At 73.0% G+C, this 26,110-nt stretch carries 19 protein-coding genes; 12 read left to right on the top strand and 7 right to left on the bottom strand.

Going from position 1 to position 26,110, the window contains the following annotated elements; genetic code table 11:
- Positions 1-4 precede the first annotated feature (4 nt).
- Together Q2K20_RS11645 and Q2K20_RS11640 are read right to left on the bottom strand one after the other, a co-directional pair.
- Entirely contained in the window at positions 5-1,300 is a 1,296-nt protein-coding gene (locus tag Q2K20_RS11645; protein WP_269502198.1) for a hypothetical protein, read from the bottom strand.
- Between the two features lie 29 nt (positions 1,301-1,329).
- Positions 1,330-2,949: a DEAD/DEAH box helicase gene (locus Q2K20_RS11640; RefSeq protein WP_390890252.1), complete on the bottom strand. Its 1,620-nt coding sequence runs from the start codon at positions 2,947-2,949 to the stop codon at positions 1,330-1,332.
- A 218-nt stretch (positions 2,950-3,167) separates the two neighbouring features.
- Between Q2K20_RS11640 and Q2K20_RS11635 the strand changes: the two genes are divergently transcribed.
- A complete protein-coding gene (locus Q2K20_RS11635; protein WP_067712332.1) occupies positions 3,168-3,395 on the top strand; it encodes a DUF3107 domain-containing protein in 228 nt (75 codons plus the stop codon).
- Between the two features lie 51 nt (positions 3,396-3,446).
- On the opposite strand, the gene Q2K20_RS11630 is transcribed toward Q2K20_RS11635, so the two are convergent.
- A complete protein-coding gene (locus Q2K20_RS11630) occupies positions 3,447-4,112 on the bottom strand; it encodes a TetR/AcrR family transcriptional regulator (protein ID WP_067712337.1) in 666 nt (221 codons plus the stop codon).
- 151 nt (positions 4,113-4,263) lie between these two features.
- Between Q2K20_RS11630 and Q2K20_RS11625 the strand changes: the two genes are divergently transcribed.
- The 8 genes from Q2K20_RS11625 (at position 4,264) to nudC (ending at position 17,619) form a co-directional block, all read left to right on the top strand.
- Entirely contained in the window at positions 4,264-5,274 is a 1,011-nt protein-coding gene (locus tag Q2K20_RS11625; protein WP_067712339.1) for a DUF3152 domain-containing protein, read from the top strand.
- Complete coding sequence (locus tag Q2K20_RS11620) at positions 5,271-6,500, top strand: ThiF family adenylyltransferase (RefSeq protein ID WP_067712450.1); 1,230 nt, start codon at positions 5,271-5,273, stop codon at positions 6,498-6,500. Before Q2K20_RS11625 ends, Q2K20_RS11620 begins: the two co-directional genes overlap by 4 nt.
- Positions 6,501-6,526: 26 nt before the next feature.
- On the top strand, positions 6,527-7,417 hold the full coding sequence (locus Q2K20_RS11615; protein ID WP_253701734.1) for a TIGR02569 family protein: 891 nt from the start codon (positions 6,527-6,529) through the stop codon (positions 7,415-7,417).
- Positions 7,414-8,706: an MFS transporter gene (locus tag Q2K20_RS11610; protein ID WP_096905872.1), complete on the top strand. Its 1,293-nt coding sequence runs from the start codon at positions 7,414-7,416 to the stop codon at positions 8,704-8,706. Before Q2K20_RS11615 ends, Q2K20_RS11610 begins: the two co-directional genes overlap by 4 nt.
- Before the next feature lie 160 nt (positions 8,707-8,866).
- The gene (locus tag Q2K20_RS11605; protein WP_317176807.1) at positions 8,867-12,115 is read left to right on the top strand and encodes a PD-(D/E)XK nuclease family protein; all 3,249 of its coding nucleotides are present in this window, start codon (positions 8,867-8,869) and stop codon (positions 12,113-12,115) included.
- A 5-nt stretch (positions 12,116-12,120) separates the two neighbouring features.
- The gene (locus tag Q2K20_RS11600) at positions 12,121-15,468 is read left to right on the top strand and encodes a UvrD-helicase domain-containing protein (protein WP_269502464.1); all 3,348 of its coding nucleotides are present in this window, start codon (positions 12,121-12,123) and stop codon (positions 15,466-15,468) included.
- A gap of 63 nt (positions 15,469-15,531) precedes the next feature.
- On the top strand, positions 15,532-16,611 hold the full coding sequence (locus Q2K20_RS11595) for a potassium channel family protein (RefSeq protein WP_067712343.1): 1,080 nt from the start codon (positions 15,532-15,534) through the stop codon (positions 16,609-16,611).
- Between the two features lie 81 nt (positions 16,612-16,692).
- Entirely contained in the window at positions 16,693-17,619 is a 927-nt protein-coding gene (gene nudC / locus Q2K20_RS11590; RefSeq protein ID WP_159149098.1) for an NAD(+) diphosphatase, read from the top strand.
- Between the two features lie 43 nt (positions 17,620-17,662).
- On the opposite strand, the gene Q2K20_RS11585 is transcribed toward nudC, so the two are convergent.
- On the bottom strand, positions 17,663-17,941 hold the full coding sequence (locus tag Q2K20_RS11585; protein WP_159149099.1) for a mycoredoxin: 279 nt from the start codon (positions 17,939-17,941) through the stop codon (positions 17,663-17,665).
- A 96-nt stretch (positions 17,942-18,037) separates the two neighbouring features.
- On the opposite strand from Q2K20_RS11585, the gene Q2K20_RS11580 reads away from it, so the two are divergent.
- A complete protein-coding gene (locus tag Q2K20_RS11580; protein WP_159149100.1) occupies positions 18,038-20,179 on the top strand; it encodes an ATP-dependent DNA helicase UvrD2 in 2,142 nt (713 codons plus the stop codon).
- Positions 20,180-20,218: 39 nt separating this feature from the next.
- Here the strand turns inward: Q2K20_RS11580 and Q2K20_RS11575 are convergent, their stop codons facing one another.
- Both Q2K20_RS11575 and Q2K20_RS11570 read right to left on the bottom strand, forming a co-directional pair.
- Entirely contained in the window at positions 20,219-21,535 is a 1,317-nt protein-coding gene (locus tag Q2K20_RS11575) for an ABC1 kinase family protein (RefSeq protein ID WP_154830276.1), read from the bottom strand.
- Positions 21,536-21,543: 8 nt separating this feature from the next.
- Positions 21,544-22,614: a hypothetical protein gene (locus Q2K20_RS11570; protein WP_317176806.1), complete on the bottom strand. Its 1,071-nt coding sequence runs from the start codon at positions 22,612-22,614 to the stop codon at positions 21,544-21,546.
- 270 nt (positions 22,615-22,884) lie between these two features.
- Between Q2K20_RS11570 and Q2K20_RS11565 the strand changes: the two genes are divergently transcribed.
- Complete coding sequence (locus Q2K20_RS11565; protein ID WP_269505505.1) at positions 22,885-23,433, top strand: M48 family metallopeptidase; 549 nt, start codon at positions 22,885-22,887, stop codon at positions 23,431-23,433.
- A 29-nt stretch (positions 23,434-23,462) separates the two neighbouring features.
- On the opposite strand, the gene Q2K20_RS11560 is transcribed toward Q2K20_RS11565, so the two are convergent.
- Positions 23,463-24,941, bottom strand: a complete 1,479-nt coding sequence (locus Q2K20_RS11560; protein WP_268099434.1) for a zinc-dependent metalloprotease — start codon at positions 24,939-24,941, stop codon at positions 23,463-23,465.
- Between the two features lie 78 nt (positions 24,942-25,019).
- Between Q2K20_RS11560 and Q2K20_RS11555 the strand changes: the two genes are divergently transcribed.
- Positions 25,020-26,081: a PDZ domain-containing protein gene (locus tag Q2K20_RS11555; RefSeq protein ID WP_082923688.1), complete on the top strand. Its 1,062-nt coding sequence runs from the start codon at positions 25,020-25,022 to the stop codon at positions 26,079-26,081.
- The last annotated feature ends 29 nt before the right edge of the window (positions 26,082-26,110 follow it).

Genomic DNA, 26,110 nt, shown 5'->3' with positions numbered 1-26,110 from the left:
CCGGTCAGGCCAGCAGCTTGTAGGCGTGGATCGAGCCGCCGCGGCGTTCGTAGAGGATGTCGCCGATCTGCGCCAGCCCGGTGACGCCGTCGCCCTCCGCGGAGGTGGCACCCAGCCGGAGTGTCTCGACGCCCGAGTCGTGATCCAGGAGACCGAAACCGCCGGCGACGGGGAGCAGTACCCAATCCCGCGCGGTGGTGACGTCGGGGTCGGGTGACCACCCGCCGGTCAGGCCCGGGCCGGTGGCCCCGCCGGCCGTCCAGGTGTGCTGGCCGGTATCGGTCCGGAAGGCGTGGGTGGCGCCGCCGTCGAACCACCGTGCCTGGGTGTCATCGCCGGAGAGTGTGGTGGCGCCCGGTTTCGCCGCGGGTTCGGAGTCCAGTCGCAGGACGGGGGAGTACTGGCGCGGGGAGGTGAACCATTCGACGGCCCAGGCGCCGTCGCGGTCGGTCAGTGCGAGGACGCCCTCGTCGGTGACGTCGATGATCCACAGGCCCCGGGCGCTGGTGGTCTCCGAGGCGATCTCCTCGGGCTTGCGGCTGTCCTCGGGGACGGTCTCGGCGAGCGTGAGCCGTGTGGAGTCGTCGCCGGGGCAGCGTTCGGCGACGGCGAACCGGTCGTCGGTGAGGTCGGCCGTTCCGAGGGTGCAGCCGGTACGTGGTTGCATGTCGGCTTCCTGGGGCGCCTCGACGGCGCCGTACTCGACGGTGCGGACGAGGTCGTCGCGCCAGATCTCGAGCCGCTCGGGGCTCGAGGCCAGCGCGTGCCGCCAGGTCGAGGTCAGTTCCATCGCGTCGGGGAAGGCGCTCTGTCGGGTGCTCGTGTACTGCTGCGTCGTCGGATCGAGGGCGGTGACGTCACTGCACCCGGCGGCCCCGTCGAACGCCGCGGCGAGGATGTCGGCGTAAAACGTGGCCGCGCAGGGACGTCCGGCGTGTGAATACGTCCACCGCTGCTCGCCCGAGCCCGCGTCGCGGCCCACGAGGGTCCCGTCGTCGTCGAGGGTGACGAGGTTGCCCTTGGTGGTCAGTGGGGCGCCCGCGCCCCCCGACGCGTGGGACCACAGGGGCTGGAGTGAGGTGGGGCGTTCGACTGCGGGCCCGTAGACGGGCTGCTCGTCGTCGGCGGCGCGGAAGTGCGAGCGGTTCGCGCTTCCCGACAGCAGGACGGCGGCGGCCACCACCGCCATGACGACGACGATGACGGCCGCGGTCACCAGATCGCGCCGTGTCCCCCGTTCGGAGGGCACACCGGGGAACCGTCGGCCCGGGCCGCCGGTGGCGTGACTGTCTGCGCGCACGTGCCGTATGTGGGGAGGTGGTGGCCCGGTCAGTCCTGACCGGCCTGGTCGGGCGACGACGACGAGGGGCGCCGACGGCGACGGCGGCGCCGCGGGGGTGCGTCGCCGGGGGTCGCCGAACCGTCTGCGCTGTCGGTCCCGGGAGCGGGGTCACCGGACGTGGCGGGCGTCGAGGCCTCGTCAGCGCCGGAGGCCCCGGTCCGGGTACGCCGCCGACGGGGTCCCGATCCGGTCCCGGACTCCCGGGCGGGCCCGCGGGAGTCGCGGTCGACCGGGCGGCGGCCGGAGCCGGTCCCGGTGGGGGCGCCGACGCGTCCGCCGGCGCTCTCCGGGATCCCGAGATCGGACCGCAGGTGCGGGGACGTCGAGTAGGTCTCGGCGGGCTCACCGGACCCGAGTCCGAGGGCCTTGTCGATCAGGCCCCACCGGGGCAGGTCGTCCCAGTCCACGAGGGTGACGGCGACACCCGTGCGTCCGGCGCGGCCCGTGCGGCCGATCCGGTGCACGTAGGTCTTCTCGTCCTCCGGGCACTGGTAGTTGATGACGTGGGTGACATCGTCGACGTCGATCCCGCGGGCCGCGACATCGGTGGCGACGAGGACGTCGACGTCACCGGAGCGGAACGCCTTGAGGGACTTCTCACGCGCTCCCTGGCCGAGGTCGCCGTGGATGGCGCCCACCCGGAAGCCACGCTCCGCGAGATCGTCGGCCAACTTCTGGGCGGTGCGCTTGGTGCGGCAGAAGATCATGGTGGCGCCACGGCCCTCGGCCTGGAGGATCCGGGAGACCACCTCGGGCTTGTCGAGCGAATGGGCCCGGTAGACGTACTGGGTGGTGTTCTCGTGCGTGGCGCCGGAGTCGGCGGCCTCGGCGCGGATGTGGGTGGGTTTGGTGAGGAAGGTGCGGGCCAGGGTGATGATCGGGCCGGGCATGGTGGCCGAGAACAGCATGGTCTGGCGCTTCTCCGGGACCATGCGCAGCAGCTTCTCGATGTCGGGCAGGAAGCCCAGGTCGAGCATCTCGTCGGCCTCGTCGAGGACGAGGGCCTCGACCTTGCCCAGCACGAGCTTCGACTGGTTCGCGAGGTCGAGCAGGCGGCCGGGGGTGCCGACGACCACGTCGACGCCCTTCTCCAGGGCCTCGGTCTGCTGCTCGTACGGCGTTCCGCCGTAGATCGCGAGGACCTTGAGCGGGCGGGTGCCGGACCCGGAGGCCGCCGGCGCGGTGAGGCCGGTCGCGGCGATCTTGAGGTCCTGGGTGACCTGGACGCACAGCTCGCGGGTGGGGACGATGATGAGCGCCCGCGGGGTGCCGTCGAGCGTCCTGGTCGCCTCGCCGGTGGCGATGCGGTGGAGGAGCGGGACGCCGAACCCGTAGGTCTTGCCCATGCCGGTCCGGGCCTGACCGATGAGGTCGGATCCGGCCAGTGCCAGCGGGAGGGTGAGTTCCTGGATGGCGAACGTGTGGGTGATCCCGCGCTCGGCGAGCGCGGTGACGATCTCCGGGCGGACGCCGAGCTCGGCGAAGCTGGGGGAGGAGTCGGAGGACGGGGCGTCGACGACGGCGGTCGTCGTGGCCATGCCGTCGACTTCTTCGGTGGTGACATCTGTGGTGGACAGGGCGGTGCCTTTCTCGTCTCGCGCGCGGATGGTTCGGGCCGCACAAGGTCCGGCCTCGCGAGCGGGGCGCGCGCACATTTCCACGGGACCTGTCACGCCCGGCGCCGGAGCGATCCGGACCCGGGGAGTGATCCACGTGCACACATCCTATCCCGTGCCGCCGCCTTTCGAGCGCGTCGGGCTAGCCTGGACCGCACGCACCGCCGATGACGGCGTGACATGCGCCTACGACGAGAAGGGCAGGCACCGTGGAGGTCAAGATCGGCATCGCCGACAGCAACCGTGAGCTCGTGTTCAAGACCGGGATGACGCCGGAGGACGTGTACAAGCGCGTCGAGGCGGCCCTGACCGCGGAGGCCAAGGCGGTACTCGAGCTCGAGGACGAGAAGGGGCGCCGTTACCTCGTGTCCACCGATCGGGTGGCGTACGTCGAGATCGGCGAGACCGCGCGCCGCGCGGTCGGGTTCCTCTCCTGAGGGAGTGAACCCCGGGCCGGGGGCCGCCCTCGCGGCCCCGACCCCCGGGGGTCAGGCCTGGTTGTCCGGCTCGGTCCGGTCCCTTCCGTGACAAGGGATCTTCGACAGGCCGCCCCAGCACAGCGTGACCGTCGTCGAGACGGCGTCCGCGCGGGGGATCGGCCGGCCGGCGTCGAGCCAGTGCCCGGCGCTGACACGACTGGCCCCGACCAGTCCGACGGCCAGCAGTCGCGAGCGGTGGGCGTCGAGCCCCGAGTCCCCGCGGACGAGGTCGTGGACCGCGTCGATGCAGCCGTCGGTGGCCCGGTCGAGTTCCCGCCGGACGTCCTCGTCACCGGACTCGGAGTAGAAGACCAGCCGGAACCCGCGGGTGTCGGCGTCGGCGTACGCGAAGAACGTGTCGACGGCCGCCTCGACCCTGCGCCGGTTGTCGGAGGTCGAGTCCAGCGCGGCACGGATGCGTCCGAGCAGTTCGTCGACGTGGTGGCGCAGCACCTCGATGTACAGGTCACGTTTGGAATCGAAGTGCTGGTAGAGCACCGGCTTGGAGACGCCGGCCAGGACGGCGATGTCATCCATCCCGGAGGCGTGGAAGCCCTGGTCGACGAACACGGTCCCGGCGGCGTCGATCAGCTGGCTGCGCCGGGCCCCGCGGGGGAGCCGGGCCGCTCGGGTGCGGCCCGGTGCGGCCGGGAAGGATCCGTCCGGGCTCGTCATCTGCTGGCTCCTTCTCCGCCCGGGCGGGAGTCGACAGGCGTCCGGGCCAGACGGACAATACCCGCAGCCGCGGAGTGCGGGAGGAGGCGCCTCACCCCTCATGTGGGATCGTGTAGGCCTTGACTTCAGGAGTGGACGTGGAGGTGTACGGATGAGCGACGGCCGTCGCCGGACGCCGGGCGGTGCGGACGCCGAGGGTCGTCAGCGACCCCCGTACTACCCTCCGCACGGCGAGCCGCTGCGCGCGCCGTGGGACCCGCAGGAGTCGACCCCGGGGCGCCGCCGGTCGGTGCCCGGATCCCGGGACCACCTGCGTCGGCAGACCCCGGTCGGCAGGTTCTTGGCCACCTGGGGCTGGCGCGCGTACGCGATCCCGGTGCTCGTGGTGCTCACCGCCCTGGTGATCGGGGACGCCATCGTCTCGCCGGGCGCGTCGGACGAGGACCGGGTGGTCCGGGCGGAAGAGACCCCGGCCGTGGTCGGGGTACCCGCGGCGGGTGAGGTCCCGCCCAGTGGTGAGTTGCCGGAGGGCGGCTCCTTCATCGGGGCCGCGAGCGGGGAGTTCAGGATCGTGCCCGGCGGCACCGATCCGGTGGGACGCCCGACGGCCGAGCAGTTCAGCTACACGGTCGAGGTCGAGGACGGGATCGACACCGTCGACTTCGGCGGGGACGACTCGGTCGCCAGGATGGTCGACGCGACCCTGGCCAACCCCAAGAGCTGGACGGCCGACGGCGCAGTCGCGTTCCGGCGGATCGCCGGTGACGAGCCCGCGTTCCGGGTCTCGCTGGCGAGCCCCATGACGGTCCGCGAGAACTGCGGGTACGACATCGAACTCGAGGCGAGTTGCTACAACTCGGCCACGGGTCGCGTCTACCTCAACCTCGCGCGCTGGGTGCGGGGAGCGAGGTCGTTCCAGGGCGACATCGGGTCCTACCGGCAATACCTGGTCAACCACGAGGTCGGCCACGCGATCGGCTACCCGGCCCACGAGCCGTGCCCCGCGGACGGCGCCCTGGCGCCGATCATGATGCAGCAGACGTTCGGCGTGAACAACGGCGACATCCACCAGTTGGATCCCGAGGGCGTGGTCCCGGACAACGACGACACGTGTCGATACAACGCGTGGCCGTTCCCCGACGGACCCCCGGTGGCGGGATGACCGCCGCGGGCGGACCGGGGGACCGCGGCCTTCCCCCGCTGGTGGACCCGGTACCGGAGCTGACGAGGGACGAGCGGGAACGGTACTCGCGGCACCTGTTGCTCGGCGCGATCGGCGACGAGGGGCAGCGTCGCCTGCGCGCCGCGTCGGTGTTCGTCGTGGGTGCCGGCGGCCTGGGTGCCCCGGTGCTCATGTACCTTGCCGCGGCGGGTGTCGGGCGGATCACGGTCGTCGACGACGACGAGGTGGACCTCGGCAACCTGCACCGGCAGGTGATCCACTCCGTCGGGGCCGTGGGCCGACCCAAGGTGGACTCGGCGAGGGACCGTCTGGCCGAGTTGGCGCCCGGGGTCCGGGTCGACGCGATCCACGCCCGACTCGACGCCCTGAACATCGAGTCGCTTCTCGAGGGCCATGATCTGGTGATCGACGGCAGCGACAACTTCGCGACCAGGTACCTGGTCTCCGACGCCTGTGAGATCGCCGGGATCCCGCTCATCTGGGGGACCATCGACCGCTTCCGGGCGCAACTCGCCGTGTTCTGGTCGCGCCCACCGGCGCCCGCCGACCCGGTGACCCTGCGGGACCTCTACCCGTCCCCACCGCCTCCCGGGTCGGTGCCCAGCTGTGCCGAGGCCGGGGTCGTGGGCGCGCTGTGCGGCACGGTCGGGTCGATGATGGCCATGGAGGCGGTCAAGCTCGTCACGGGAGCGGGCCGGCCCCTACTCGGACGCCTGGTCCTGATGGATCTGCTCGAGTCGACCCACCGGGCGGTGACGATCCGACCGGACCCGTCGAGGGAGCCGGTCACCCGACTGCCCGACGGGGCCGACGACGTCTCCTGCGAGATGCCGGCGGCCGGGCCGGCAGCCGTGCCGGTCGTCACCGCCGCCGAGCTCGCGGAGGAGTTGACGCAGGCGGGGTCCCCCGGCGCTGCCGCCCCGGTCCTCGTGGACGTCCGCGGGGCGGGTGAGCGGTCCATCGCCCGGATCGAGCCGTCGGTGTGGGTGCCCCTGGACTCGGTCGCCGAGGACGCCGCGGACCCCACCGGTGTCCTCGGTCGCGCCGCCGCCCGGGGGCGCCTGGTCCTCTACTGCAAGTCCGGTGTGCGCTCCGCGCGCGCCGCCACGACCCTGTCCGGGGCCGGATTCACCGGCGTCCGGTCGTTGGCGGGCGGAATCGACGCGTGGACACGCGACGTCGACCCGTCCCTGCCCGGGTATTGACCGAGGAGGTGGGTAGCGTGGGCGGCGTGAACGATGCGAGGGTCCCCGAGCACGTCCGTGGCGCGTTCGGCGTGACGGACGGCCCGGCCGTCCCCGTGGTCGCCGGCTCCGGGACCGGCTGGCTGGTGTCCACCTCCGGTGCCGCCGTCGTGCTCCGCCCCGTCGCGGACACGGCGCTGGCGAACTGGTCCGCCCGGGTCCGGGAGGAACTGGACGTGACGGGGCTACGGGTGGCCCTCCCCGTCCGCTCGACCGATGGACGCCACGTCGTGTCCGGCTGGCGCGCCGACCGGGTGGTGTCCGGTCGCCCCGAGGCGCGCGCCGACGAGACCATCGCGTGGTCCGCGCGGATCAACGCGGCGCTCGCCGACGTGGAGCCCCCGCGGCCCGCCACCCGCCCGGCGAGGCGGCCGTGGGCCGAGACCGACCTGTTCGCGTTCGCCGAGGCGGCCGCCTGGGACGGTGACCCCGAGCACGACCTGGCGCCCGGGATGGAGGACCGCGGTACGCCCTTCGCGACCCACCGTGCGGCCGCTCTGCTCGGTGCGACGGGCCTCATCCGGCACCGCAGGCCGGTCGGGATCCCCGTGACCGGCGTCGTCCACGGGGATCTCGCCCGGGGTCTGCTCTTCGACTCGTCCGCCGAACCCGCACTGACCGACGTCGTGCCCTATGCCCGGCCGACCTCGTGGTCGGCCGCGGTCGTCGCCATCGACCACCTGTCGTGGGGGACGGCCGACATCGGGGTCCTCGGCAGATGGCGCCATCTCGAGCAGTGGCCCCAGATGGTGTTGCGCGCTGCCGTGTTCCGGTTGGCGGTACACGCGCTGCACCCCGGTTCGCGGCCGCACGCGATGGACGGGTTGCAGTCCATGGCCCGCGAGGTCGGCGAGTTCGTGGGGGACACGTCGGCATGACCCCCCGTTCCCCGCGGGCATCGTCCCGCCAGGGTGCCCTCGCGTTTCCGCTCGTGGCCCTCGTCGGCGTCGTCCTCGTCTCGCTGAACCTCCGGACCGCCGTCACCTCCCTCAGCCCGCTGCTCGGGGTGATCGACGCCGAGATCGGCCTCGGCGCCGCCGGGATGGGGCTGCTCGGGATGGTCCCGACCGCCATGTTCGCCGTCTGGGGTGTGCTCACCCCGATCGTCCTACGCCGGGTGGGTCTGGAGATGCTCACGGTCCTGGCGATGGTCGCGGCGGCCGTCGGGCAGCTCATCCGGGCCGCCGCCCACGACCCCTGGGTGATGGGCGCGGGATCACTCATCGCGCTGGCGGGGATGGGGATCGGCAACGTCGTCGCCCCGCCCCTGGTCAAGAAGTACTTCCCCCGGCACGTGGCCGCGGTCAGCATGGCCTACATCACCGGTCTGCAGCTGGGCACCGTCGTCCCGGCGCTGGTGGCGGTGCCGGTCGAGGAGGCCGCCGGGTGGCGGGTCTCCATCGGGTGGTGGGCGGTCCTCGCCGTCGTCGCCGCGATCCCCTGGATCGTCGAGGTCGTGCGGCCGGGCGTCCCCACCGACTCCCCTCGTGCCACCGGGTCCCCCCGCCCCGCCGACGGCTCCACCGGCAGCGCCCCCACCAGCGCCCCCACCAGCGCCCCCGGCGGCTCCGCCGCGACCCCCACCCGGCGCATCCGCCCGTGGCGTTCGCCCGTCGGCGTGGCGCTGGCCCTGTTCTTCGGAACCAACTCCTTGTGCACGTACGCGTTCTTCACCTGGCTCCCGGCCGTGGCCGAATCGATCGGGATGACGCGCGCGGAGGGCGGGTTGGCGTTGGCGGTGTACTCGGCGATCGGCCTCGTCGCGGCGTTGGTGGTGCCGTGGGCGGCGGGCCGCTTCGAGGACCCGTACGCCGTCGTCGTCGTCTCCGTCGTGTCCTACCTGGCCGGGTTCGCCGGCCTGCTCTGGGCTCCCGGCGCGGCGTGGGTGTGGATCTGCCTGCTCGGCGTGGGACCCAGCACGTTCCCGCTCTGCCTCACGCTGATCAACCTCCGCACGCGCACCCAGGCCGGCTCCGCCGCGCTCTCCGGGTTCTCCCAGGGCGTGGGGTACACGGCCGCGTCCCTCGGGCCGCTCGTGTTCGGCATGCTGTTCGACGGCCCCGGGCTCGGGGCGGGCCTGGCGTTCCTCACGGTGGTGTTGGCCATCATGACGGTCGTCTCGCGGACCGCGTGCCGCCCGAACATGCTCGAGGACACCCTGCGCTGAGGCGTACCGTCCCCCGCGCCGGTCGCGGGCCCGGTCTGCGCGGTGCGGGGTCGACATGCCCTCCGGCGAGCGGCTTGTCCGGGCGGGCAGGGGGGATGTCGTGGTCGTGTGGTCTCATCGAGCCGTGACACAGCCCGCCACCGCCTTGACCGCCACTGCCTTGACCGCCCCTGCCCCGACCGCCCCCCGCGACGCACGCGCGGTCGACGAGCGCGGAACGTCCTGGTCGGCGGAACTCGACGACCTCCTCGGGCGTGATTGGCCGGGTGCCCGGACGGGCAGGCAGGACCGGTGGGTCGTGCGCGGGGGCCCGGGCAGCGGGAAGACGTCGCTGATCGTCGATGTGGTGCGCTCCGCGGTGGCCGGCGGGGTGGGGATGGACGGGGTCCTGGTGCTCACCGGCTCGGCGGCGGCCGCGGCCACCCTGTTCGAACGGGCCACCCACGGGATGCCCCCGCACCTCGTGGTCGGCACCGACGCGCCCGTCCGCACCGTGCACTCCCTCGCCCACGCGGTCGTCCGGTTGGCGGCCGCGCGGGCAGACGCACCGCCCCCGCGCCTGCGCACCGGGGCCGAGCACGACGCGGTGGTGCGGGAGACCCTGATGGGCGAACTGGCGGACGGGGCCCCGCACTGGCCCGAACAGATGCGGCCGGCTCTCTCCACCGTCGGATTCGCCCGCGAACTGCGCGACCTGCTCCTGCGTTCGCTGGAGAGGGGCATCGGACCCCGTGAACTCGCCCGGCTGGGCCGCACCGCGGGGCGTCCGGCCTGGGTCGCCGCCGCCGGGTTCTTCCGCCGCCACGAGGAGCAGATGGCGCTGCGGTCCGGGGTGCGTTCCGGACAGTCGGACATACCGGAGGCGCTCAACGCCGCAGAACTGGTCGGGGCCGCACTGGACGCCCTCACCGCCGATCCCGATCTGCGCGAGATCTTCCGGTCCCGCCGTCTCGTCGCGGTGGATGACGCGCAGCACCTCGATCCGCTGGCCGCCGAGTTCGTCGCGGCGGTCGGAGGCGGGGCGGACGTCCTGCTCGTGGCCGAGGACGGCGACCAGTCGGTGTTCCGGTTCCGTGGCGCCGACGGGGGTCTCGCCCGGGCCGTGGTGGACCAGGGTGGCCGCGCGATCGACCTGAACACCGGGCACCGCATGTCGCCGGCGATCACGGCCGTCGCCGCGCGCGTCGCGTCGAGACTCCCCGGGGCCGCCCGCCACCGGCCCCGCGAGACGCCGGGCCCGGCCGAGGGGTCGGTGGGGGTGACCGTCGCGGGCTCGTCCGCCGCGGAGGCCGCGGTCATCGCGGACTTCCTCCGCCGTCGACACGTCCTGGACGGCGTCGACTACGCGGAGATGGCGGTGGTGACCCGCTCGCTGCCCCGGATGGCGGACGCGCTCTTCGCCGCCCTCGACGCCGCGGGGGTCCCTGTTGTGGACGCGGGTGCGGAGATCCCGCCCGCCCACGACCCCGTGGCGTCGGCGCTCCTGCTGCTGGTGCGCTCCGCGGTGGAGGGCGAGGCCGGAACCGATGCGGAACGGACACTGGCGATGCTCTCGGGACCGATCGGACGCGCCGACGCGGTGGCCATGCGACGCCTCCGACGCGGCCTGCGTCGCTCCGGGATCGGCGGGACCGAGCCGAGCGCGGACACACTGCGCCGGCTCGTGCTCGCGGAGGAGGACCGGATGCCGCCGGGCCTGACGGTGGTGGAACTCGCGCCGGTGACGAGGATCCGGCGGGCCCGCGCGGCGGTCCTGGAGGAACTCGAGACGGGCGGCACCGCGGAGGAGGCCCTCTGGGCCGCGTGGTCGGCGTCGAGACTGGAGAAGCGCCTCGTCCGTCAGGCGGTCGCCGCCGACCCGTGGTCCCGGTCCGCCGACCGCTCGCTCGACGCGGTCGTGTCACTGTTCGACCACGCCGCCGACTTCGTCGACAGGGTGCCCGGCGGGTCCGTCGCCCTCTTCTGCGACGTCGTCTCCGGCGAGGACCTGCCCGCCCCCGGACGCGCGGACATCAGAGCCCGTGGAGGGGCGGTCAGCGTCCTGTCCGCGCATGCGGCGGTGGGCAGGCAGTGGCGGGCCGTGGCCGTGTGCGGCGTGCAGGACGGAGTGTGGCCGGCACCCCGCCGGCGGTCCGGTCTCCTGGGAGTCGACGAGCTGGTCGACCTGACCGAGGTCGCCGGTGACGGCCCGGTGCCGTCCGAAGCCGAGCGGGCCGTGTCCTCCGCCGCCGCCCGGTCGGCAGAGGAACGTCGACTGTTCTACGTGGCGTGCTCCCGCGCGAGGGATCACCTGCTGGTGACCGCGGTCGAGTCGCCGGAGGAGGGCGACATCGCACCCTCCCGGTTCGTCGACGAGATCTCGGACCTGGCCACCACCACTCCCACCGCGGCGCCCGCCGGGGCGGTGGGAGGCCCGCCCCGGCACGCGCCGACCGTCTTCACGCTGCCGCACCTGGCCGTGGACCTGCGGGCGGCACTCCATGACCAGGCCACCGACCCCGCGGACGCCCGGCACGCGGCCGGACTCCTCGCCGGGCTCCGCAACGCCGGGGTGGAGGTCGCCGACCCGCGGACCTGGTTCGGCGCGGCCGAGCCGTCCTCGACGACCCCGGTGGTCACCTCGACGCCGGGCGAACCCCTCGCGGTCCTCTCACCCTCCGGTTTCGGTGCCCTGGAGGAGTGCCCCCTCCGGTGGTTCCTCCAGAAGGTGCGAGGCGACTCCTCGGATGCCGGATCGGCGGCCCCTCTCGTCCGGGGCTCGGCGGTCCACGCGCTGACACAGGCGGTGGAGGGAGGGATCTCGGAGGACGCACTGCGGGGGGCCGTGCGGCGACGGGCGGAAGCCCTCACGATGGCCCGTGGGTGGTTCGCCGAGCGGGGCGCGGAGTCGATGGTCGAGATGGCCGAGACCTTCCGACTGTGGCGTGCCTCAACGCGCGACCGGTACACCACCGCCGGGGTCGAGGAGGCGTTCGAGTTCGACGTCGACGGACCGGTGCGGGTCCGCGGACGGATCGACCGGCTCGAGGCGACCACGGCGGGACAGGTGATCCCGGTCGACGTGAAGACCTCCCGGGCCGCGGCGAGCCACGCCGAGGCCGCCGTGCACCCGCAGCCCGCCCTCTACCAACTCGCCGTCGCCGCCGGGGCCGTCGACTCCGCGGCGGGGCGGGCCCCCGGCGGAGGGCTCCTGCTCTACCTGGCGGGAAGGGAGGGACGCATGCCGGCCGAACGGATGCAGGACCCGCTCGGGACGGGGGCCGGGGAGGAACTCACCCGGCGGGTGACGGAAGCGGGCCGCGCGACCATCGGGCCGTCCTACACCGCGAGGGTAGGTCGCTGGTGTGAGCACTGCGACGTGAGATCCAGCTGCCCGGCGCAGCCCGAGGGAGAGCAGGTGATCGGGTGACCACGATGATCGAGCCCGACGTCATCGCCGACGCGCTCGGGATCCACCGGCCGACCGCAGAGCAGGCCGAGGTGATCTCTGGTCCGGCGGAACCGACGCTGGTCCTGGCGGGAGCCGGTGCCGGCAAGACCGAGACGATGGCCGCCCGCGTGGTGTGGCTGGTGGCGAACGGCTACGCCCGCCCGGGGGAGATCCTCGGGCTGACCTTCACCCGCAAGGCGGCGCAGCAGCTGTCCCGTCGCATCCGCCGGCGGCTCGACGCGCTGGCGCGCAGTCCCCTGTGCACGGGCCCGGGAGCCGCTCCCGGGATCGCGGAGGCCATCCGCACCGAGGATCCACAGATCTCGACCTACCACGCGTTCGCCGGGACCCTGCTCGGGACGTACGGGCTGCTCGTCCCCGTCGAACCGGACGCGCGGCTGCTCACCCCCACCGCCGCCTTCCAACTCGCCCACGACGTGGTGTCGAGGTGGGAGAGTCCCCTGACGACCGGATCGACCCCCGGCCGGGTGACGCGCGACGTGCTCACGCTGGCAGGACAGCTGTCCGACCACCTCGTCACCACCGACGACCTGCGCACCGACCCCGACCTGATGACCACCCTCGTCGCGACCCTGCCCCCCGGGCCGCGGCAACGCCAGGCCCCCACCCGGTGGCTCCAGGAGACGGCGGACGTGCAGGGGCATCGCGACGAACTGGCGGACCTGGTGGACGCGGTCGCGGCCCGCATGCGCACGGAATCGGCGCTCGATCACGGTTCGCAGATGGCGCTGTCCGCCACCGTCGCGCGCGACCACCCCCAGGTCGGCCAGGCCGAGCGCCGGGCGTTCCGGGTCGTGCTGTTGGACGAGTACCAGGACACCGGACACTCGCAGCGAGTCCTGCTCTCCTCCCTGTTCGGGGGCGGGGCGGGACCCGTCCCTGCCGTCACCGCCGTCGGCGATCCCATGCAGTCCATCTACGGCTGGCGCGGGGCCTCGGCCTCGAACCTCGACCGGTTCCGCGAGGACTTCCCCCTGGCCGACGGTCGGCGGTCGCACCTGCGCGAGCTCACCACCTCGTGGCGGAACCCACCCGAGGTCCTGACGCTGGCCAACCGGATCACCGCGCCCCTGCGCGACCGGCCGGGGTCGATCCCCGTCGCCGAACTGCGAGCCCGACCCGGCGCCGAGGCCGCCGACCTCCGGGTGGCCGTCCTGGACACCGCGTCGGACGAACGGGAATGGCTCGCGGACGCGATCGCCGCGAGATACAGCGCGGCCGCCCGGGACGGTCGCACGCCGACCGCTGCGGTGCTGGTCAGACGCAACGGGGATTCCGCGGCGATCGCCGCCGCCCTCGAGTCGCGCGGCCTGGCCGTCGAGGTGGTGGGGGTGGGCGGACTGCTCGACGTCCCCGAGGTCGCCGACGTCGTCGCGTTGCTCACCGTGGTCTCCCGCCCGGGTGCGGGACCCGCACTGCTGCGCCTGCTCAGCGGCTCCCGGTTCTCTCTCGGAGCCGCGGACCTCGCCGCGCTCGCCCGGCGTGCCTCCCACCTATCGCTGCGCCGGCCCGCGGCCCCCGGCGGGGCGGTGACCGCTCTCGACCAGCTGGAGGACATTCTCGACGGCATCGCCAGGGGGGAGGAGACCGACTCGGCCGGGCTCGCCGACGCCCTCGCCGACCCCGGCCCCGCAGGCGGCTACAGCCCGGACGGCGCCGCCCGCATCAGCGAACTCGCCGGGATCATCTCGGGCCTGCGCGCCCGCTCGTCGGCACCCCCCGCCCGTCTGGTCGCCGCCGCCGAGCAGGCGCTCGGACTCGACGCGGAGGTCCGCCTACGTCAACGCGCGGGAGTCGGCGAGGCCCGCGAGCAGCTCGACGCGCTGCAGGAGGTGGCGGCGGGGTTCCGGCCGGACCGGGGAACAGGACTGGAGGCCTTCCTGTCCTACCTCGACCTCGCGCGCACGGTCGACGGGGGGCTCGCGCGCGGCGAGGTCGCCGCCACACCGGGGCGGGTCCAGATCCTCACCGTCCACTCGGCCAAGGGGCTCGAGTGGGAGATCGTGGCCGTCCCGCACCTGGCGCAGGGGGTCTTCCCGTCCGACCAGGCGCCACAGACCTCGGTGCGCACGGCGACCCAGTTGCCCGAGCACCTGCGGGGGGACCGTGAATCGGAGGACAACGCCGGCGGCGTACCTGTGCCCCGGCTCGACGACGTGACCGACCGGAAACTCCTGCAGGACGCGCTCGAGAGTCATGTCAAGCGGGTCCGGCGACGCTCACTGGACGAGGATCGGCGGCTGTTCTACGTGGCGGTGACACGAGCCGAGCAGACGCTGCTGTTGTCCGGGTCGCACTGGATCGGAGGGGCCGCCACACCCAAGGGCCCCTCGGAATTCCTCGACGAGGTCCTGGAGGCGTGCGGGGGAGACGAGCCACTGGGGGAGATCGATCACCTCGTCGTCACACCCTCCCCGACCAACCCCGCCACGACGACCGTCGTGGAGGCCACGTGGCCTCGACCGGCCGCCCCCGGCCGCGTCGCCGTCGCACGGGCGGTCGACGCGGCCGTGCCGGTGGACCCGGAGAACGAGGACCCGCCGGAATCGGGACCGGCACGCCGCTGGCACCTCGCCGCGGCACCGCTGCTGGCCGACGCGCGGCGGGCGGCCGAACAGCGGGACGAGGTGATCCTGCCCCGCCGGCTCACCGCGGGGCAGATGGTCGCACTGGCGTCCGACCCCCGGGAGTTCGCGGACCGTCTCCGCAGGCCGGTCCCGTTCCGTCCCGACCGCTTCGCCCGGCGCGGGACCCGCTTCCACCTCTGGCTGGAGCACCGCTTCGGCGCCACCCACCTCCTCGACATCGACGACCTGCCCGGCGCCGGCGACCAGGGCGCGGCCGACGGACTGTCCGAGGCGGACCTCACTGCACTGCAGGAGGCGTTCGAGGCATCCCGATGGGCACGGATGACACCCGCAGCGGTCGAGGTGCCCTTCGAGGTGGGGCTCGGCGAACACCTGTTGCGCGGACGGATGGACGCGGTGTTCACCGCCACCGCCAGCGCGGACACCGACGGCGACGACGACCCGGGGTGGATCGTCGTGGACTGGAAGACGGGACGGGTTCCCGCCGAGCGGGACATGCCCGCCGTCGCCCTCCAGCTGGCCGTCTACCGGTACGCCTGGGCCCAGATCGCCAGTGCCCGCCTGGGACGACCCGTGGGGCTCGACCGCGTGCGCGCCGCGTTCCACTACGTGCGTTCCGGGCGCACGATCGAACCGGCCCATCTGCCGGATGCCGACGAGCTGTCACGACTGCTCTCCGACGGGCCGGGGCGGGGTCGGTTGTTGTCCCGCGGCGGGCGATAGGCGACGATTCATGTCGATGACGGCACGGTCCCCGCGGGGGACGCGTCGCGGAAACGGAGCCCCATGGTGAAGAAGCGCGCACTGGCATCGCGGTTCCGTGGCCACGACCCGCTGGACGAGAGCCCCGACCACGCGCTCGTGGGCGTGGTGAGCATCCCGGAGAACAGTGAGACGCCGTGGCGGCTGATCGGCAAGCGCGTGGTGATGGCCGTCGTCGCCCTGTGCATCGCTGTGCTGGTGGTGTGGTTCGACCGCGGGGGCTATACCGGTGGCGGCGGAGCGAATGGTGAGCTGACGCTCATCGATTGCTTCTACTACGCCACGGTCTCCCTCTCGACCACCGGTTACGGAGACATCACCCCGATCACCCAGCAGGCGCGGCTGATCAACACCATCGTCGTCACCCCGCTTCGCCTCGTATTCCTGATCCTGCTCGTCGGCACCACTCTGGCCGTGCTGACCGAGCAGTCCCGTCAAGCCTTCAAGATCCAGCGATGGAGAACCCACGTGCGCAATCACACCGTCGTCGTCGGCTACGGCACCAAGGGCAAATCCGCCATCGCCGCGATGCTCGCCGACGACACCGCCCCGGACGACATCGTCGTCGTCGACACCGACCCCCAGGCACTCAAGGCCGCGGCCGCCCACGGTCTGGTCACCGTCCACGGTTCGGCCACCCGGTCCGACGTCCTCAAACTGGCCGGCCTCACCCGCGCCTCCGCCGTCGTGGTGGCCACCAACTCGGACGACACGGCCGTGCTGGTCACCCTCACCGCGCGGGAACTGGCACCCAACGCGAAGATCGTCGCGACGGTCCGCGAGAGCGACAACAAGCACCTGCTCAAGCAGTCCGGCGCAGACTCCGTGGTGGTCTCCGCCGAGACCACCGGACGTCTCCTCGGTCTGGCCACCAATTCGCCGACGGTCGTGGGGATGATGGAGGATCTGCTCACCCCGGACGAGGGCTTCTCCATCGCCGAACGACGGGTCGAGGAGTCCGAGGTAGGAGGCTCACCCCGGCACCTGGCCGAACTCGTCCTGGGGGTGGTGCGCAAGGGACAGCTCATCAAGGTCAACGAGCCCGAGGCAGACGCGCTGGAGAGCGGTGACCGGTTGCTCTACATCCGGATGATCGCCGACTGAGCGACGGGCAGGGCAGGAACGCCGAGGTGGCCGGGCTACGCTGATCGGCACCCCTCACGACCGCGAAAAGGACCCCACACGATGCCGATGGACTTCACCCTCGACTCCGATCCGGTGCTCTCGGTGGCGGCGCCCGACAGGGCGGCACCCCTCCGGCAGGACTCCGATGAGTTGAACAGAGGATGGGCCACGGCGCGCGTGATGAAGGTGGACCGTCGCAACAGGTTCGCGATCGAGCCGGCACGCGGTGATCGGCAGCGGATCCGCCTGGAGCCCGCCCTGGACCTCGCGGACTCCCTCCCCGAGGAGGCGGTGTTCCTCGGGAGGACCGAGGACGCCCGGCACATCTGGGCGGTCCCGGTCGACGAGCTCCCCGCCGAGCCCGCGGTGACGTCGCTCCGCTCGTGCGGGGCCGACCTCGTCGAGGGTGACGGGTCGTTGGCCTCCCAGGCCATGGCCCTACTCGGGTGGCATCGCGACAACGTCCGCGGACGCGAACGCACCCACCATCCGCGCCGTGTCGACGCCGGATGGGCGATCGAGGACCCGTTCCACGGGGGCCTCGAGTACCCACGGACCGACCCCGCCGTGATCTGCCTGGTCCACGACGGGGGACGCCGCGTGCTCCTCGCCCGCCAGCCGATCTGGCCCGAGGGCATGTACTCGCACGTCGCCGGTTTCGTCGAAGCGGGCGAGTCCCTGGAGGGCTGCGTCCGGCGAGAGGTCGCCGAGGAGGTGGGCGTGGTCGTCGACCGCGTGCGCTACCTGGGCAGCCAACCCTGGCCGTTCCCCCGGTCCCTCATGGTCGCATTCCACGCCATCGGCGACCCGGAGGCTCCGATCGTGCTCGAGGACGAGGAGATCAGTGAGGCCGCGTGGTTCGACGTCGACCGGGTCCGTGACGCGCTGGCCGGCCGTGGCGACCTCATGGTGGCGCCGGCCGTCTCCATCGCGCACGTGATGCTGCAGTCCTGGGTCGCAGCGGTCGACGGCGACACCGACGCCTGAGGGTGCCGGTGCCCGGCGTCGCCCCCCGGCCCGGACGAGCGCGTCAGGCCCCGGCGAGTTCGGCGAGCTTGGCGCGCACCTGCGAGGCCGGGGGATTGGTGGCGGTGGTGCCGTCCGAGTACAGCGCCGTAGGGACGACCCTGTTGCCGCCGTTCACGCTCTCGACGAAAGCGGCGGCATCGGCGTCCGCCTCCACGTCGACCTCGGTGTAGCCGATCGCCTTCTCGTCCAGCAGCTTCTTGAGCCGCGTGCAGAAGGGGCACCACGTGGTGGTGTACAGGGTCAGGGCGCCGGCATTGTCGTTCGTCGTCACATCGCTCATGACGGGGTGTAACGCGCACGACCGCGGGAATCATCCCCGGGGGGAGGCCGCGGACGAGATGTCGGAGGCGGATGCCACGATGGGTGCGTGAGTGACATGCGGCGCGGACGGGGAGATGGTCGCGGACGGCGAGACGGTGCGGAGTCGGCCCTCGAGGGTCTCGACCCGCAGCAACGCCGTGCCGTGCTGGCCCCGCGGGGCCCCGTGTGCATCCTCGCCGGCGCGGGGACCGGCAAGACCCGCACGATCACCCGGCGTATCGCCCACCTGGTCACGACCGGGCACGTCCGCGGTGACCAGGTGCTGGCGGTGACGTTCACCGCCCGCGCCGCCGGGGAGTTGCGCATGCGGTTGGCGGGACTGGGGGTCGCGGACGCCGGGACGGGACCCGTACAGGCCCGGACCTTCCACTCGGCCGCCCTGCGGAACCTGTCGTACTTCTGGCCACGCGTCTACGGCGAGGAACCCTGGCAGCTGTTGGACGGGCAGTTCCGCGCGGTCGCCCAGGCGGTACGCCGGGTCGGCCTGGACCCCGCCACGGAGACCATCCGGGACGTGCTGACCGAGATCGGCTGGGCCAAGTCCAGCCTGCTCACCCCGGACACGTACGCGGAGCAGGCCGTCGCGCTGGGTCGCGACCTGCCGGTGCCGGCCCCCGAGGTCGCGCGCGCGTTCCGGGCGTACGAGGACCTCAAGGTCTCCGGACCGGTCCGGATGCTCGATTTCGACGATCTCCTGAGCCACATGGCCGAACTGGTGGAAGAGGTCCCGGCGATCGCCGAGGAGTTCCGGGACCGCTACCGCTGCTTCGTCGTCGACGAGTTCCAGGACGTCACGCCGGCCCAACAGCGGCTGCTCACCGCGTGGCTGGGCAGGAGGGACGACCTGACGGTGGTCGGTGACGTCAACCAGACCATCTATTCGTTCGCCGGCGCAGAGCCGGACTTCCTGCTCGGCTTCGCGGACCGCTACCCGGGTGCCACCGTCGTGCGACTGGAGTCCGACTACCGCTCCACGCCCCAGGTCGTGGACCTGGCCAATGCAGTGATCGGCGCCGGCAGCGGCCGTTTCCGCAGTGCCGGGCTCACCCTGCGGGGCATGCGGCCGCCGGGCCCCGAGCCGGTCCTCGCCGAGTACCCCGACGAGGACGCCGAGGCGGGGGCGGTGGCGGGGGCCGTCGCCGATCTCGTCCACGGCGGGATGGACCCTTCGGAGATCGCGGTGCTGTACCGCATCAACGCCCAGTCCGAGCGGGTCGAGGCGGCCCTGGACGAGGCCGGGATCGGATACCGGCTCAAGGGGGGAGAGGGCTTCTTCGAGAGGCCGGTGGTCCGTCGGGCCATGTCGGCGATCGACCGACTGATCGACGGCTCGGACGAGGCGCGGGCGCAGGCGTACTCCCAGCTGTCGGACCCCACGGAGATCGTCGCCGTCATCAGGCAGGCGCTCGAGCCCCTCGGTCTCACCGCCGCCGAGCCGTCCGGTGCCCAGGCCAGGGAGACCTGGAATTCACTGAACTCGCTGGTGGGTCTCGCGGAGGAGATCGCCACGGCGGAGGCTCGCGAGGGCCTGCTGCCGGTGGTCGCGGGGCTTCGAGAACGGGCGGCGGCACGTCACGCCCCGGACGAGCGGGGTGTGACGCTGGCGTCTTTCCACGCCGCCAAGGGCCTCGAATGGGATGCGGTGTTCCTCATCGGGGTCCACGAGGGGAGTCTGCCGATCAGCCACGCGATCAACGCCGGACCGGACGCGATCGAGGAGGAGCGGCGCCTGCTCTACGTGGGCGTCACCCGCGCCCGCGAGCACCTGACGGTGTCGTGGAGTCGGAGTCGACGCGCCGGTGGCCGGGCCAGCCGACGCCCCAGCCGCTTCCTCGACCCTGTTCGCCCGGCCCAGTCCCCGGTCGGACCGCGCGGGTCCACCGACACCTCGGACAAGGGACGGTGCCGCGGGTGCGGGGAGAAGCTCACCGGGCCCATGCACCGCGCGCTCGGGCTGTGCCCGGAATGCTCGGTGGAGGTCGATACCGGCCTGTTCGAACGACTGAGGGACTGGCGCAAGGAGACCTCGGAACGGATCGGCAAACCCGCCTACACGGTGTTCACCAACGACACGCTCGCCCAGATCGCCCGGGAGCGGCCCGCCGACACCCGCGCACTGGGCCGGATCGGCGGGATCGGGGCGCACAAGCTGAGCGAGTACGGCGACGACGTGCTGAAACTGATCCGCGCCACCTGAACCCGCGCCGCGCGGGAGGATCCCCGAGCCGGGGGCTGGTCAGCCCTCGTCGGGGAAGATCTCCGGCATCCAGCGCTGCACGATCTCTCGGTACGGGGCGGACGCCTCGAGTTGGCACAGCATGCCCACCGACGCGGACAGCACCCGGTGGATCAGGACGTACTCGCGCGGCAGGGTGAACGAGCGGGAGGTCCGGAACTCCCGCCCCGACACGTCACCGTAGACGGACATGATGCTCTGCATCCACGCGCGGCTGAAGTGGAAAACAGGCTCGCGCATCGGCTCGATGAACGGGTTCAGGAACGCCATCGCGTCGGCGGGGTCGAGGCCGTTCCGGCCGACGTATCCGGCCCGGGTCATCAACCGCACCAGTTCATCGGAATCACCGGCCAGGGCGAGCCGCATCATGGAGGTGAGAACCTCCGGCACGCCCTCGGGCAGGGGGATCGACGCGCCGAAGTCCAGGACCACCAGTCGACCGTCATCGGCGAGCAGGAAATTTCCGGGGTGGGGATCGCCGTGCATCATCCGGGCACGGGTGGGGGAACTGAACTGGAACTCGGTGAGGAGCTCGCCGGCCCGGTTGCGCTCTGCGGGGGTGCCGTCGCTGGAGATCCGGCTCAGGGCCCGCCCGTCCACCCACTCGGTGACCAGCACCTTGGGCGACGAGGCCAGCACGGAGGGCACCCGGACGAGGCGATCGTCGCGGTAGGCGGCCGAGAACACCCGCTGGGTGTCGGCCTCCGCGCGGTAGTCGAGTTCGCTCACGGTGCTGTCGTAGAGCTCGTCGATGATGCCCCTGATGTCGGTGCCGGGGTTGAGCGGCCGGAACAGGGGAGCCAGTCGCCGGAGTTGCCGCAGGTCCGAGCGGAGGGCCTCATCGGCGCCGGGATACTGGATCTTGACGGCCACCTCCCGACCGTCGGACCAGACGGCGCGGTGGACCTGCCCGATGGAGGCGGCCGCGGCGGCGTCACCGTCGAACTCGGCGAAGCGTTCACGCCAGCGCAGCCCGAGTTGGGTGTCGAGGACTCTCTCCACCTCGGCGGCGGGCATGGGGGGTGCCTCGGCCTGGAGCTTGGTGAGGGCCTCCCGGAACGGCTCGGCGTACTTGTCGGGCATCCCGGCCTCGAACACGCTGAGGGCCTGGCCGACCTTCATGGCGCCGCCCTTGAGTTCCCCGAGAACGGCGAAGACCTGCTCGGCGGCCTGATCGGCCAGTTCCTCGCTCAGATCCCCGTCCCCCCGCCCGAGGGCGCGTCGACCGAGTGAACCGGCGGCGCGACCGGCGATGCCCAGTGGGAGTCCCGCGAGGCGTGCTGCGCGGCGGGACGAGGTGCGGGGTAGGTCGGACACGCCTTCAATCATGACAGAGGACGGACATGCGGGGCGGCCCCACAGTCGCAGGCTGCGTCGGCCTGCCATTCGAGCCGGCGCCACAGTCCCTCGGACGGGTTGATCTCGACGGTGGCCCCGATGGTCTGGAGCCGGGTGCGGGGTTCACGGCTGGCGGCGACCTCCGCCAACACCAGGGCTGCGGCGGCGGTGAGGGCGGGGACGGCGGCCTCGGGGCTGTGCCCGATGAGTTGGGCTGCGACGAACGGCCACCGCGGGTCCCGGCGGGCGCGGTACAGGTCGGTGCAGCGCAGACACGGGGTGACCCCCGGCACCACGGTCGGGCCCACGACCACGCGGCCGTCCCGGCAGTACACGTGCATGTGCGTCTGTCCGGACCGGGCGAGGGCGGTGGTGACCACCGGATCCACGGAGACGGTGCCGGTGAGGATGACCAGGTCGGGGGCCACGCCCCGTCGGAACCAGGGCGGCCGCTCGGCGTCGAGTGTCAAGCCCGGGCTGGGGCCGGTGGTCACACGACAACCGTTGACGGACAGCGGCCCCCGTAGCACCTCCGAGATCTGGCCGACCCCCAGGATGTGGACGCGTCGCACCGGCGCGGGCCTCGGAGTGGAGCCCGTCGCGTGCGCGTCTGCGTCCGTGCTCGTTCCCGGCTCCGGCGGGTCGAGTCGTAGATGACCGAGGTCGGCCAGGTGGACGAGGATCCGGGCCACGGTCGCCATCCCCGCCGCGTCGATTCCCGCGCGCGCGGCGACGTCGTCGAGAGGGGCCCCGCCCTCGAGGCCACGGAGTAGTGCCGAGAGGCTGCGGGCGCCCACGGTGGCGGGGGCGTCGACCACCACCGCGCGGTCAGGCGCCAGTCCCACCTGGACGGTGTGGTCATCCCGTGCGACCACCACGGTGCCGGGACGCAGGGTGGCCCGGACCCGGGAGGCAGAGGCCTGGGCCTGCGCGGCGATGACGGGGGCGGGGGTGCGCGGGGAGACGGTCGCCACCGCCGCGGTGCCGGCACCGGTGCCGGTGGAGGCAACGGTGGCGGCGCGTGGCGGCTCGTCGGCGGGAGCGGTCACTGGGGTCACGGGGCACATCGTGGCACGCGACGGTCCTGCCCGGGCCCTGCTCTGGCGTCGTTGTCCACAGGCGCCGGTCTCGTCGGCGCCTGTGGATAACCGCGCCGTGTGGGGTGGTCTACCGTGGTCCGCGTGTCGCCAGCCCCACGCCCCGCCGCCGCGTCCGCGAGCCCACCGTCACCCGGCCCGGGCCCGGCACCGGCGCTACCCACCGAGCCTGATGATCCTCGGATCGAGGTCCGCCGCTCCACACGCCGCAAGAGGACCGTGTCAGCGCGGGTGGAGGGCGAGTCAGTGGTGGTCCTCATGCCGGCGGGGCTGCCACGCGCGGAGGAACGACGCCTCATCACCGACTTGCTCGGCCGGCTCGCCCGGTCCGGTCGTCGCAAGGGTCACCGGGCGTCCGATGCGGACCTGATGAGGCGCGCCACGGAACTGTCGACGACGTGGCTGGAGGGTCGGGCGCGGCCGGCATCGGTGCGCTGGGTGCCGGCGATGACCACCCGCTGGGCGTCCTGCTCACCGGATTCCGGGGAGATCCGGATCAGCGAGACGTTGCGGGACGTGCCTGCCTACGTGCTGGACTACGTCGTGGTGCACGAGCTGGCCCACCTCGTCGTCCCCGGTGGTCACCCGCCCGAGTTCTGGGAGGCGGTGCGCGGGTATCCGCGCACCGAGCGGGCGATGGGGTATCTGGAGGCCTACTCGCGGGTGCTCCGGTCGTGGGCCGGGTCGGACGCCCCCGGTGGCGCGGGAGAACCGGGGGTCGGGGGCGAGGGCGTGGGCGACCTGGTCGAGGGCGACGACGACGAGCCCGGCCTGTACTAGGCCGGCCCGCCCGTCACGACGCCCGCCGATCAGGCCCCGTCGCGCGGCCCCTCGGAGTCGGAGCCCTCGGTGCCGGAACCCTCAGTGCCGGAACCCTCGGTGCCGGAACCGGAGCCGTCGGTCCCCGAACCATCCGGGCCGGACGCCTCGGGTCCGCCGTCGCCGGCCTCTCCGGTCCCGCCACCCGATTCGCGGAGGAAGCGCTCGATCTCGTCGACGCCGCTGGAGTCCCCGGTCGACTCGTCGAGGAGCCGGTCGATGACGGCGGCGGGGTTCTCGAGGTCCTCGCCGACGGGCAGCAGGTCGGGGTGGCTCCACAGTCCGTCGCGACGTTCGGTGCCGACGGCCTCGCCGACCCGGCGCCACAACTCGGAGGCCTCACGCGCCTTGCGCGGACGCAGTTCGAGTCCGACGAGCGAGGCGAAGGCCTGTTCGGCGGCGCCGCCGGTCGCCCGGCGTCGCAGCCACATCTCGCGGAGCTTGTCGGCGCTGGGCAGCCGGTCGCCGACCGCCGCGGCGACGACGGCGTCGACCCAGCCCTCGACCAGCGCGAGCAGCGTCTCGAGCCGGCCGAGCGCGGCCTCGTTGACGTTGGTCACCTTGGGGCCGATCGCCCCGGCCCCGCCGGAGAGCAACTCCTGGAGCTTGGTGGGGTCCTGCAGGATGGACGGGTCGAGCCCGGAGGCGAGGTCGTCGAGCCCGGAGGTGTCCACGCGGATGCCGCGCGCGTACTCCTCCACGGTCGCCAGGAACCGGGCGCGCAGCCAGGGGGCGCCGGCGAACAGTCGCAGGTGTGCGGCCTCGCGTGCCGCGAGGAAGACCACGACCTCCTGCCGGGGCAGTTCCAGCTCGTCGGCGAACTCGTCGATCGCGGCCGGGCTGAGCGCGGCCACCCCGTCGTCGCCGAACGGGATCCCGACCTCGGAGGAGAAGAGCACGGCCGGCGCGAGCTTGCCCAGCCCCTGCCCGAGCTGCATGCCGAAGCCCATGCCGCCCATCTGGTCGAGCATGCCGAGCAGCGGGCCGGCGAGCTGGCGGGCCTCCTCGGGCATGGCGCCCTTGGTGGCCGAGTTCATCTGTTCGGCGACGGGCGTGCAGATCTTCTCCCAGGTGGGCAGGGAGTGCTCGACCCACTGCTGGGGCGTCCACACCTCGGTGCGGTGCACTCCGGAGGGGAACTGGGTGGTCTCGTCGAGCCACAGTTCCGCCAGGCGGACCGATTCCTGCGCGGCGGTGCGCGAGGCGTCGGTGATCACGGGCGTGCGACCGAGGGACTGGAGGGCGACCGTCCGCGCCAGTTGGTAGTTGACGGGCCCCGAGCTCCCCGGGCCGGACATGGCCGACCCCATGGAGCCGAGCATCTGTCCGAACTGGGAGAGCATCTGGCCGAAGTTGCCGAACTGCGAGGGGTCGAAGCCGCCGGGACCGCCGGGACCGCCCTGGCCGCGGTCGCGGTCGTCGTCGCGCCCGTCGTCGTCGGAAGCGGAGAAACCGAAGGGCTGGTTCATGCCACAACGGTACAGCGTGCAGGGGTGGGGGGTCCGGCCGCGACGCGGCCGGCAGCGGGTGCGGTCTACCCTTGCCCCGTGAGTCGTCGCCTGTTCACCGTTCTCGCCGCGCTGGTACCGGCGGTGCTGCTGCTCGTCCTGGCGACGTCGGCCACCGTCCCCCTGGTGTCGATGGGGCCCGGACCCACCTACGACACCTTCGGCACGGCCGAGGTGGAGACGGAGGACGGTGACACGGAGCGGGTTCCGGTGGTCGACGTAGCGGGCAGGGAGGCGGACGAGACCGCCGGCTCCCTGTTCATGACGACGGTGGCGGTCCGCGACCGGCTGACGCTGCTCGACGCGATGCGGTTCTGGGTGGATCCGGCGCAGGTGGTGGTACCGCGCGACCAGGTGTTCCCTCCGGACCGTTCACGCGACGAGGTGCGCGAGTCCAACGCCGCGGAGATGGTCGGTTCGGAGAACTCCGCCGAGGCCGCCGCCTACCGGTTCCTGGGGATCCCCATGCAGCCGCGCGTCGAGGGGGTGGAGCCGGACGGTGCCGCCGCCGGGCGCCTGCGCCCGGGCGACGTGTTGACCTCCATCGACGGGGAATCCGTCGACGACGCCACGGCCGTGGTGGAGCGGGTCGGTGAGCGCCGCGCGGGTGACGAGGTCCGCATCGGGTTCACCCGTGACGGGCGTGAGGAGACGACGACGGCGACGTTGCAGTCCGCCGGACCGGACGGCGATCCCGAACAGGGCCGACTGGGCATCCTGGTCGGCGACACCCCGGCGGACGGCACCGACGTCGACATCACGGTGGACCCCGCGGTGGGCGGCCCCTCGGCGGGCCTGGTGCTGGCCGTCGCGATCGTCGACAAGCTGTCGCCGGGTGAGGCGACCGGGGGGACGCGGGTGGCGGGGTCGGGCACCATCCGTCCCGACGGGACGGTGGGGCCCATCGGCGGTATCCGGCACAAGATCCGGGCGGCCCACGACGCGGGGGTGAGCGAGTTCCTGGTCCCCGCGGCCAACTGTGCGGAGGCTGTGCAGGGCCCGCCGGAGGGCGTCCGGCTGATCGAGGTGGAGACGCTGGAGGGCGCGCTGGAGGCGCTGGAGACGGCGGCCTCCGGGGGCCAGCCACCGACCTGCGGCTGAGGCACGGCTTTTCCGTAAGGTGGGGGTCA

This window comes from Dietzia sp. IN118 (genome assembly GCF_032905965.1).
GTDB lineage: Bacteria > Actinomycetota > Actinomycetes > Mycobacteriales > Mycobacteriaceae > Dietzia > Dietzia kunjamensis.
This window is presented reverse-complemented; position numbering and strand designations above follow the sequence as displayed.